This window comes from Pseudoalteromonas sp. TAB23, assembly GCF_000498075.1.
Lineage (GTDB): Bacteria > Pseudomonadota > Gammaproteobacteria > Enterobacterales > Alteromonadaceae > Pseudoalteromonas > Pseudoalteromonas arctica.
Genome location: NZ_AUTP01000035.1, coordinates 1 through 8,528 on the forward strand (window position 1 = coordinate 1; position 8,528 = coordinate 8,528).

The 8,528-nt window shown below is 40.6% G+C and carries 9 protein-coding genes; 5 read left to right on the forward strand and 4 right to left on the reverse strand.

Going from position 1 to position 8,528, the window contains the following annotated elements; all coding sequences use genetic code 11:
- Positions 1-217: 217 nt before the first annotated feature.
- On the forward strand, positions 218-682 hold the full coding sequence (gene trmL / locus L654_RS0100835; protein ID WP_007582820.1) for a tRNA (uridine(34)/cytosine(34)/5-carboxymethylaminomethyluridine(34)-2'-O)-methyltransferase TrmL: 465 nt from the start codon (positions 218-220) through the stop codon (positions 680-682).
- 69 nt (positions 683-751) lie between these two features.
- Here the strand turns inward: trmL and gpsA are convergent, their stop codons facing one another.
- From gpsA to L654_RS0100855, 4 genes are read right to left on the reverse strand one after another with little or no spacing between them, the layout of a single operon-like run.
- The gene (gpsA, locus tag L654_RS0100840; protein ID WP_024606963.1) at positions 752-1,759 is read right to left on the reverse strand and encodes an NAD(P)H-dependent glycerol-3-phosphate dehydrogenase; all 1,008 of its coding nucleotides are present in this window, start codon (positions 1,757-1,759) and stop codon (positions 752-754) included.
- A 3-nt stretch (positions 1,760-1,762) separates the two neighbouring features.
- Complete coding sequence (gene secB / locus L654_RS0100845; RefSeq protein WP_010553360.1) at positions 1,763-2,248, reverse strand: protein-export chaperone SecB; 486 nt, start codon at positions 2,246-2,248, stop codon at positions 1,763-1,765.
- 34 nt (positions 2,249-2,282) lie between these two features.
- Positions 2,283-2,540, reverse strand: a complete 258-nt coding sequence (gene grxC / locus L654_RS0100850) for a glutaredoxin 3 (RefSeq protein ID WP_002957783.1) — start codon at positions 2,538-2,540, stop codon at positions 2,283-2,285.
- Between the two features lie 31 nt (positions 2,541-2,571).
- Complete coding sequence (locus L654_RS0100855) at positions 2,572-3,003, reverse strand: rhodanese-like domain-containing protein (RefSeq protein ID WP_002957784.1); 432 nt, start codon at positions 3,001-3,003, stop codon at positions 2,572-2,574.
- Positions 3,004-3,606: 603 nt separating this feature from the next.
- Between L654_RS0100855 and gpmM the strand changes: the two genes are divergently transcribed.
- Genes gpmM through L654_RS0100875 form a run of 4 tightly spaced genes read left to right on the forward strand, consistent with a single transcriptional unit; the run spans position 3,607 to position 8,406 of the window.
- Complete coding sequence (gene gpmM, locus L654_RS0100860; RefSeq protein WP_024606964.1) at positions 3,607-5,151, forward strand: 2,3-bisphosphoglycerate-independent phosphoglycerate mutase; 1,545 nt, start codon at positions 3,607-3,609, stop codon at positions 5,149-5,151.
- A gap of 3 nt (positions 5,152-5,154) precedes the next feature.
- Complete coding sequence (locus L654_RS0100865) at positions 5,155-6,294, forward strand: peptidoglycan DD-metalloendopeptidase family protein (protein WP_024606965.1); 1,140 nt, start codon at positions 5,155-5,157, stop codon at positions 6,292-6,294.
- A 34-nt stretch (positions 6,295-6,328) separates the two neighbouring features.
- Positions 6,329-7,594 (forward strand): S41 family peptidase, encoded by a 1,266-nt coding sequence (locus L654_RS0100870; RefSeq protein WP_024606966.1) that lies wholly within the window; start codon positions 6,329-6,331, stop codon positions 7,592-7,594.
- A gap of 50 nt (positions 7,595-7,644) precedes the next feature.
- Positions 7,645-8,406 (forward strand): divergent polysaccharide deacetylase family protein, encoded by a 762-nt coding sequence (locus L654_RS0100875; RefSeq protein ID WP_024606967.1) that lies wholly within the window; start codon positions 7,645-7,647, stop codon positions 8,404-8,406.
- Positions 8,407-8,528 lie beyond the last annotated feature (122 nt).

The window sequence follows — 8,528 nt, forward strand, 5'->3', positions numbered from 1 at the left end:
CCCGAAGCAAGCCATGCCCATGTTTTTGCACCAATCATTAAACTAACCATTACCATGGTAACAATGCTTGAAGTTTTAACCCAAAATTCGTAGCTACGGTTATGCACGTTTTAATCCGATAATTAGGAGTATTCAATAGTGTGAGTATATCATTTTTTTAAAAGGTTTCGTGTATACTGCCCTTCGTCAAACTACAGATTATTTTATAAGGCTCATTATGCTGGATATTGTTTTATACCAACCTGAAATACCGCCTAACACTGGTAATATTATTCGCCTATGTGCCAATACCGGCTATGCATTACATTTAATTGAGCCGCTAGGTTTTGAGTGGGACGATAAGCGCGTGAAACGTGCAGGACTTGATTATCATGAATTTAGTCATGTTCAACGCCATGCCTCATTTGAAGATTACCTTGAAAAATGTAAACCAAAAAAAATATATGCATGTACAACCAAAGGTAGTCAGTTTCACCATGAAGCAAGTTACGAAGCGGGTGACTGCTTGGTATTTGGCCCAGAGACTCGCGGTTTGCCTGACGATATGATCCAAGCACTGCCAAAAGAGCAGCGTGTGCGTATTCCTATGCAAGCCAATAGCCGCAGCATGAACTTATCAAACGCAGTAGCTGTGTTTGTCTACGAGTCGTGGCGCCAGTTGGGTTTTCCTAACGCGCAGTAAATAGCTTTGAGCTAAACAACAAAAAACCGACATAACGTCGGTTTTTTAGTTTTATAAACGCTTATAAAATTATTCAGAACGTTGCTCTCGGCCTAATAGCGCCATTGCAGCTTCTTTCATATCTTTATTTTCATAAAGCACTTTATAAATTTGCTCAGTAATCGGCATTTCTACACCGCTACGCTGCGCTAATAAATACACTTCTTTGGTATTTCTAAAGCCTTCAACTACTTGACCAATTGATTCAATAGCAGCATCAACGCTTTCGCCTTTACCTAACGCTAAACCAAATCGACGATTACGTGATTGGTTATCTGTACACGTTAGTATTAAATCGCCAAGGCCTGCCATTCCCATAAAGGTTTCTGGCTTAGCACCAAGAGCGCAACCTAAACGAGTAAGCTCTGCAAGGCCTCGGGTGATAAGTGCGGTACGCGCATTAGCGCCAAAACCAACACCGTCCGAAATACCGGCACCAATGGCAATTACATTCTTAACCGCACCACCGAGTTGTATACCAATAAAATCATCATTGTTATACACACGGAATGAGCGACCACAATGAAGTAAATCAGCGAGCTGCTGAGCAAATTCAGGCGACGTAGAAGACACTGAAATAGCTGTAGGTGAACCCATCGCCATTTCTTTTGCAAACGTAGGACCCGACAGTACCGCAAGTGGAATGTCATCACCCAATTCTTGCAAAGCCACTTCTTGTAACAAACGTCCAGTATTAGGCTCAAGTCCTTTAGTTGCCCACGCTACTTTAGCACCGTATTGCAATGCAGGTTTGATCTGCGCAAGTGTGTCGCCAAAAGCATGGCTTGGCACAACAACAAGTACAATAGCGCTGTTAGCAACGGCATGTTGTAAGTTAGCTTCAAGAGTAAGAGTATCTGGAAAAGGAGCATCAGGTAAGTAACGTTGATTTTTCCGCTCAGCTGCAAGCGTGGCAACGTCGTCGCTATTTCTTCCCCAAAGTGTCACGTGGTGACCATTTCGGGCTAAACAAATAGCAAGGGCGGTGCCGTAAGACCCCGCCCCTAATACAGTAACAGCTGTAGTTGCTGTACTCATAAGTTATGCGTCTGCTGAAGCCTGGTCAGCTTGCGCAGTACGTTGTTGCATGTATTGTGCAAATAACGCATCAAAATTAACTGGCGCAAGGTTAAGCTGTGGGAAAGTACCACGGTTAACAAGGTTTGAAACAGCTTCACGTGCATATGGGAACAACACGTTAGGACAAAATGCACCTAGCATGTGCGCAAGTTGCACTTCTTCAACTTCAGCAATAGTAAAAATACCTGCTTGTTGAATTTCACATAAGAACGCAGTTTCTTCACCAAGAGAAGCGGTTACAGTTAGCGCTAAAACAACTTCAAATACACCTTCGTCTAGTTTATTAGAGCGTGTATCTAGGTCTAGCTTAACTTCTGGCGTCCATTCTTTTTGAAAAATGGCCGGAGAGTTTGGCGTTTCAAACGATACATCTTTAGTGTAAATACGTTGAATAGTAAATTGTGCGCCGGCTTCTGCAGCTGCTACGTTTTGATTTTCTTCGTTCATTGTTATTCCTAACTTGTTCGTTATTATAATTAAATTAAGCGTTTAGCTTAGCGTCAAGTTTACCTTGCGCTTCAATAGCCATCATGTCGTCGCAGCCACCGATATGTTCATCATTAATAAAAATTTGCGGTACTGTGCTTGCACCACCTGCTTTGGCAATCATTTCATCGCGTAGCTCAGGCTGTACACCAATATCATAATTTGTGTATTCAACGCCTTTGCTGTTTAAAAGCGAAAGAGCACGCTGACAAAATGGACAATACGCCTTGGTGTATAAAACAACATTACTCATAATAAATCCTCTATCGGCCTAGCTAAACTGATTAGCGACCTGTTGTAGTTGGTAAGCTGGCAGATTGCCACGCACCCATGCCACCTGCTAATAAGTAAACTCGTTCAAAACCAGCTTTACTCATAGCGGCTGCAGTACCTTGGGCAGTCATACCTGTAGTACATACAACTATAATGGGTTTAGTCTTGTACTTTTCAAGGCTTGAAAAGTCAGATTTTTTCGCATTCTCTGGGCTTAAGTGCTCAGCACCAGAAATACGCCCTGCATTAAACTCTTTTTGCGCACGTATATCGATTACTTGACCGTCATCACGGTTAATAAGTAACGTAAGCTGCTGAGGATTTATTTGACGAACAGCTGAAAGCTTACTCTTTATCCAGCCACTAACAATAAGGAAAACAATACCAACCCAAGCAAGGCTTAAAATGGGATGATTTGTAATAAATTCAATATATTGATCCATTCTACTTCCACTATGAAATTATGTTTTAAACCTAGGGCGTGTTGGCCTTTGTGGATTGAAATTTGTTCAATCTAGGGGCGATTAAATCGCGGCGCGAGATTTGTAACCTAGTGGGCTAAGTAAAAACCGAGCAACAAAGAGGTAATAGTCCCTAGAAAGAACCCAACGGGCAGCGTATGTTTGGTATTTATGCTACGTTATCGCCTATTTATGGGGAGTAACCACACTTCATAGGCTCTGCCTTACCTAAAAACCAAACATACTGCTGCAAATTCAACCACCAAAGTGCAACACGCCCTAATATTTTAAGGATTTTGTACTTTAGCCACGCAAGTATACCCAAACCAACCTAAAATGCGAGTTTAGGAGCACTTAGAGACGTTTAAAAAACGATAAAGCCCCCCATATATAGTTAACAAGAACTCTGGATAATAAATCTATCTCAAGCAGAGTTCAGGTTAGTCAATGAGGTATAAGTGAAAAAATTTAATATCTTGTTTTCAATGCTGATCCTAGCTTAAAAACACGGTATGCTAAAACCACGCTAATAAACCTTTTAGGTGCACAGTATCCATCAACAGATACTAATTTTCAGGAGCTATTATGACAGAGCATAAAAAACCACTGGTATTAATGATTTTAGACGGTTGGGGATACCGCGAAGATACGCAAAGTAATGCTATTCTTGCAGCTAACACACCGGTATTAGACAATTTATGGGCCACACGGCCACACACATTAATATCAGCTTCGGGTTTAGATGTTGGTCTTCCTGATGGTCAAATGGGTAACTCAGAAGTTGGCCATGTGAACTTAGGTGCTGGTCGCATTGTTTATCAAGATTTTACCCGTATCACTAAAGCAATTAACGATGGCGAATTTAATTCAACCCCAGCCTTAGTTGAAAACATAGATAAAGCGATAAGTGCAGGAAAAGCAGTCCACATAATGGGTCTTTTAAGCCCAGGTGGTGTGCATAGCCATGAAGACCACATAGTTGCTAGCATAAAACTTGCTGCAAAACGTGGCGCTAAAGAAGTTTACTTTCATGGCTTTTTAGATGGCCGCGATACACCTCCACGTAGTGCTAAAGCGTCAATCGAACGTATTGAAGCGTTATTTAGCGAACTTAAATGCGGTCGTTTGGCGTCACTTATTGGCCGCTACTACGCAATGGACAGAGACAACCGTTGGAACCGCGTAGAAAAAGCTTACAACGTAATTGCATTAGCTGAAGGTGACTTTAATTTTGATAACGGCGTAGAGGCACTTAATGCAGCGTACGAGCGCGACGAAAACGACGAATTTGTGGCCGCTACAACCATTACACCAACAGGCGCCGCTCCTGCTTCAATAAACGATGGCGACACTCTAATTTTTGCCAACTTTAGAGCAGATAGAGCCCGCGAAATTACTCGCGCTTTTGTTGAGCCTGATTTTGATGGATTCGCAAGAAAAAGAACGCCAGAGCTTAGTGCATTTGTAATGATGACAGAGTATGCAGCCGATATAGATGCACCTATTGCCTTTGGTTCAACACCGTTAGTAAACGTACTTGGTGAGTGGTTTGAAAAAAATAACAAAACACAGCTTCGCATTTCAGAAACCGAAAAATACGCACACGTTACGTTTTTCTTTAGTGGCGGACGCGAAAGTGAATTTGAAGGCGAAACACGCGAGCTAATTCCTTCGCCGCAAGTTGCAACCTACGACTTACAACCTGAAATGAACTCAGAAATGCTAACCGACAAGCTAGTAGCAGCAATTAAAAGCGGTAAATACGATGCTATTATTTGTAACTACCCTAACGGCGATATGGTTGGTCACTCAGGCGTATTTGAAGCCGCTGTTAAAGCTTGTGAAGCTGTAGATAGCTGTATCGGACGTGTTGTTGATGCACTTGAAGAGTTTGGTGGTGAAGCACTAATAACAGCCGATCATGGTAATGCTGAGCAAATGGCTGATCTTAAAACAGGCCAAGCGCATACTGCCCATACTAGTGAACCGGTACATTTTATTTATGTTGGTCGCGATGCAGAGCCTATGCAAGGTAAGGCATTAAGCGATGTAGCCCCTACAATGCTTCACTTAATGGGCATGGAGCAACCAAGCGAAATGACTGGTACGCCTATCATGATGTTGAAATGACACATGAATAGACGTATTAACCGGTTAATTAAGTGCGGTTTAATACTAACTTCATTAGTGACTGCATCTGCAGTTGCTAATGAGGATCGTACTAAAAAAGACTTATCAGAAGTTCAAAATGCACTTGAGCAAAGCCAAGCTGAGTATAACGCCCAAAGAAAAAAAATAGCGTCGCTACAAAAAAACCTAAAAAGCCATGAACTCGATATAGCTAAAAATGCTAAAGCACTTAACATGGCAGAACAATCTGTAAAAGAGACTAAAACACAGCAAAAAGAGCTACAAAATAAAGCCGATGAGCTCGATAAAAAGCACACTCAATTTCAGAAAATTTTAGCCGCGCAACTTAAAAGCGCCTATATGGCCGGTGGCGACGACTACTCTAAAATGCTGTTAAATCAAGAAGACACTGCAAAATTTGAGCGCACACTTAGTTATTACAACTACTTAAATAAAGCCCGTATTGAACAAATTGAAGATCTAAAAGACCTTCAACAGCAAATAGTACAAAACCAAGAAGAGCTTGTTAAAACACAAGAAAAACTAGCGCTTTTATTTGATGAGCAAAAAAGACGTCAAACTGCATTGCTTAATGCACAAAGTGAACGCCAAGCTAATCTTAAAAATTTACAAGCTCAGCTCAACAGCACCAAAAGTTCAATAAACTATTTAAAAGAAAACCAACAAACTTTAGTAGCAACAATTGAAGAACTCGAAAAAGAAAAAACACAGAAAATTGAATTACTGGGCCTAAATAAAAACAAAGGCAAATTAGACTGGCCGAGCAAAGGCAAGTTAGAGCACACATTCGGCCAACGTAAACATGGTGGTATTGATTGGAAAGGCGTATTAATTGGTGCAAAAGAAGGCACTAATATTAATAGCGTACATAACGGCCAAGTTGTATTTGCCGATTGGCTAAAGGGCTATGGTTGGGTAATTGTTGTAGACCATGGTGAAGGTTTTATGAGCCTATATGGTCATGCCCAAACACTGCTAAGAGATGTAGGCGACATGGTACGCGAAGGCGAAACCCTTGCTTTAGTTGGCCAAAGCGGCGGACAAGCTAGTTCTGGTCTATACTTTGAAATACGCCACAAAGGACGCGCAGTAAATCCTGTAAAATGGTGCAAACGCATTTAATTAAATAAATCGCTGCACCGCTCTGGAGCAGCTGATGACAACTAAAAAAACTGCAGTAATTACCATTGATCAAAAAAATACAGGCTTTTATATAAGTCTGTATTTACTTGTATTACTAACCTTAATCGCTTTTTCTAGTAACGTACTAGCAAGCTCGATTAAAGATCTTAAAAGACAACAAATAGACGAAATACTCTTTAACATCCATGCCTACTACGTTGAAGATCTCACCTTACAAAATAGCCACCACATTAAATATAATAGCCAACAGTTTGAGCGCTTATATTCAAAGCTCGACTCTTACTCTAAATACTTAAATGAGCACGAACTAACCTCATTATTTGATAACACAAACGGGCGCTATACAGGTATTGGTATTGAGGTTAAAAATATCGACGAGAATATGACTATTGTTAATGTGGTTAATAACTCCCCCGCAAAAGCAGCGGGTATTTTGCCAAGCGATATTATTGTAAGTGTAAACAACCAAGCAGCCCAAAACCTTACAATCGATGAAGTAGCAACACTAATAAGAGACAGTAAATTTTCAAATATAGAGCTAATTATAAGTCGTGATAACAATAAAAACCCACTCACGTTTCATGTAGCACGCCGCCAAATAAACCTCGAAAGCGTAACAAGCGAACTTCTAGATTTTGGTACTGGTTATATAGCTATCAATAATTTTTCTAACCACACATTGCATGAGGTTGCTCTGCAAGTTGCTGCCCTGCAAAGCCACTTTGGTTACCCACTTAAAGGCTTAGTAATTGATTTACGTGATAACCCAGGGGGTACATTACAAAGCGCAGTAGCGGTATCAGACCTATTTTTACAAAGTGGCACTATAGTGACTACTAAAGGACGTTTTTACGATGCCAACCAAGCATTTTATGCAAAGCGTGGAGACATTCTAAAAAATGCCCCCATTGTTGTGCTTATAAACGAAAACTCAGCCTCTGCAGCCGAAATACTTGCAGCAGCGCTAAAAGATAATAAACGAGCAACCGTTGTTGGCAGTCAATCTTTTGGGAAGGGTTCTGTACAATCGCTCATTCCGCTAGGTGATGGCAATACCGCATTAAAGCTCACCACAGCTAAATACTTTACGCCGTTAGGTAAATCGATTGATGGTATAGGAATAACCCCAGATGTGGCGGTTAATCAAACAAACCTTTCACAAAGTAATAAAGCCGTTATAATAAAAAATGAACACACTAACAGTAACACGCAATTACTTACTGGTAACTTAGCCGACTTACAGTTAGTTAAAGCAAAACAATTACTCAGCATGCAATAGCTTGTATAAGCTGTTAAACAAAGCTAAAAAAGATAATAAAAACTATAAACGTGAAAATAATAAAATGGCTAATATTAGCTATTTGTTTTAGCTCAGCAACAATTAGCGCTAAACAAATAGCAATAGTGATAGACGATATAGGCTATCATCAACGGGACTTAGAGTTCCTTTCCTTACCAGGGCAATTGTCGTATTCAATTTTGCCCCATACTCCTTATTCGCAAATTTTTGCAACGCTTGCTAGTCAATCAAATAAAGAGTTATTACTTCATGTACCTATGCAGGCACTTAACGGTAAAGAACTCGGACCTGGCGCGCTTACTTTAAATATGAATAAAGAGCAGCTTCAGCAAACTCTAGGAACCGCTCTCGCTAGTTTACCGCAAGTTAAAGGCGTTAATAACCACATGGGCTCAGCGCTTACGCAGCAAAGCCAAGCTATGAAGTGGACAATGGAAGTGCTTAAAAAGCGCCATTTATATTTTTTAGATAGCCGCACAACCGATTTAAGCCAAGCACAAAATGCTGCTAACTTTTTAGGTGTTGCCAATATTAGTCGCCAAGTGTTCTTAGACAATATAACTACACCAGAACAACTGCAGCTAAGGCTTGAAGAATTAAAAAAACTAGCCATCACTCATAATTCCGCTATTGCAATTGCTCATCCCTACCCAGAAACAATCGAATTTTTACGTCATGCCTTACCCGAGCTAACTAAGCAAGGTTTTGAGCTCGTGCCGGTTTCGCAGCTGGTTGAGCGTAAATACATTCAGTTGGCGCAAGCTGAGGGTAAAGGGATTAGTGCTAGATGATATAAGCTTTAAATAATGCTATATCCGAATGATAAACTAATACCAATTCGCTTAATTAAGTGGTCTATTTTGAGGGCGGAAAAACGTGTTGATAGCTAGGCAAAAAATTCGCTATTTAGTTG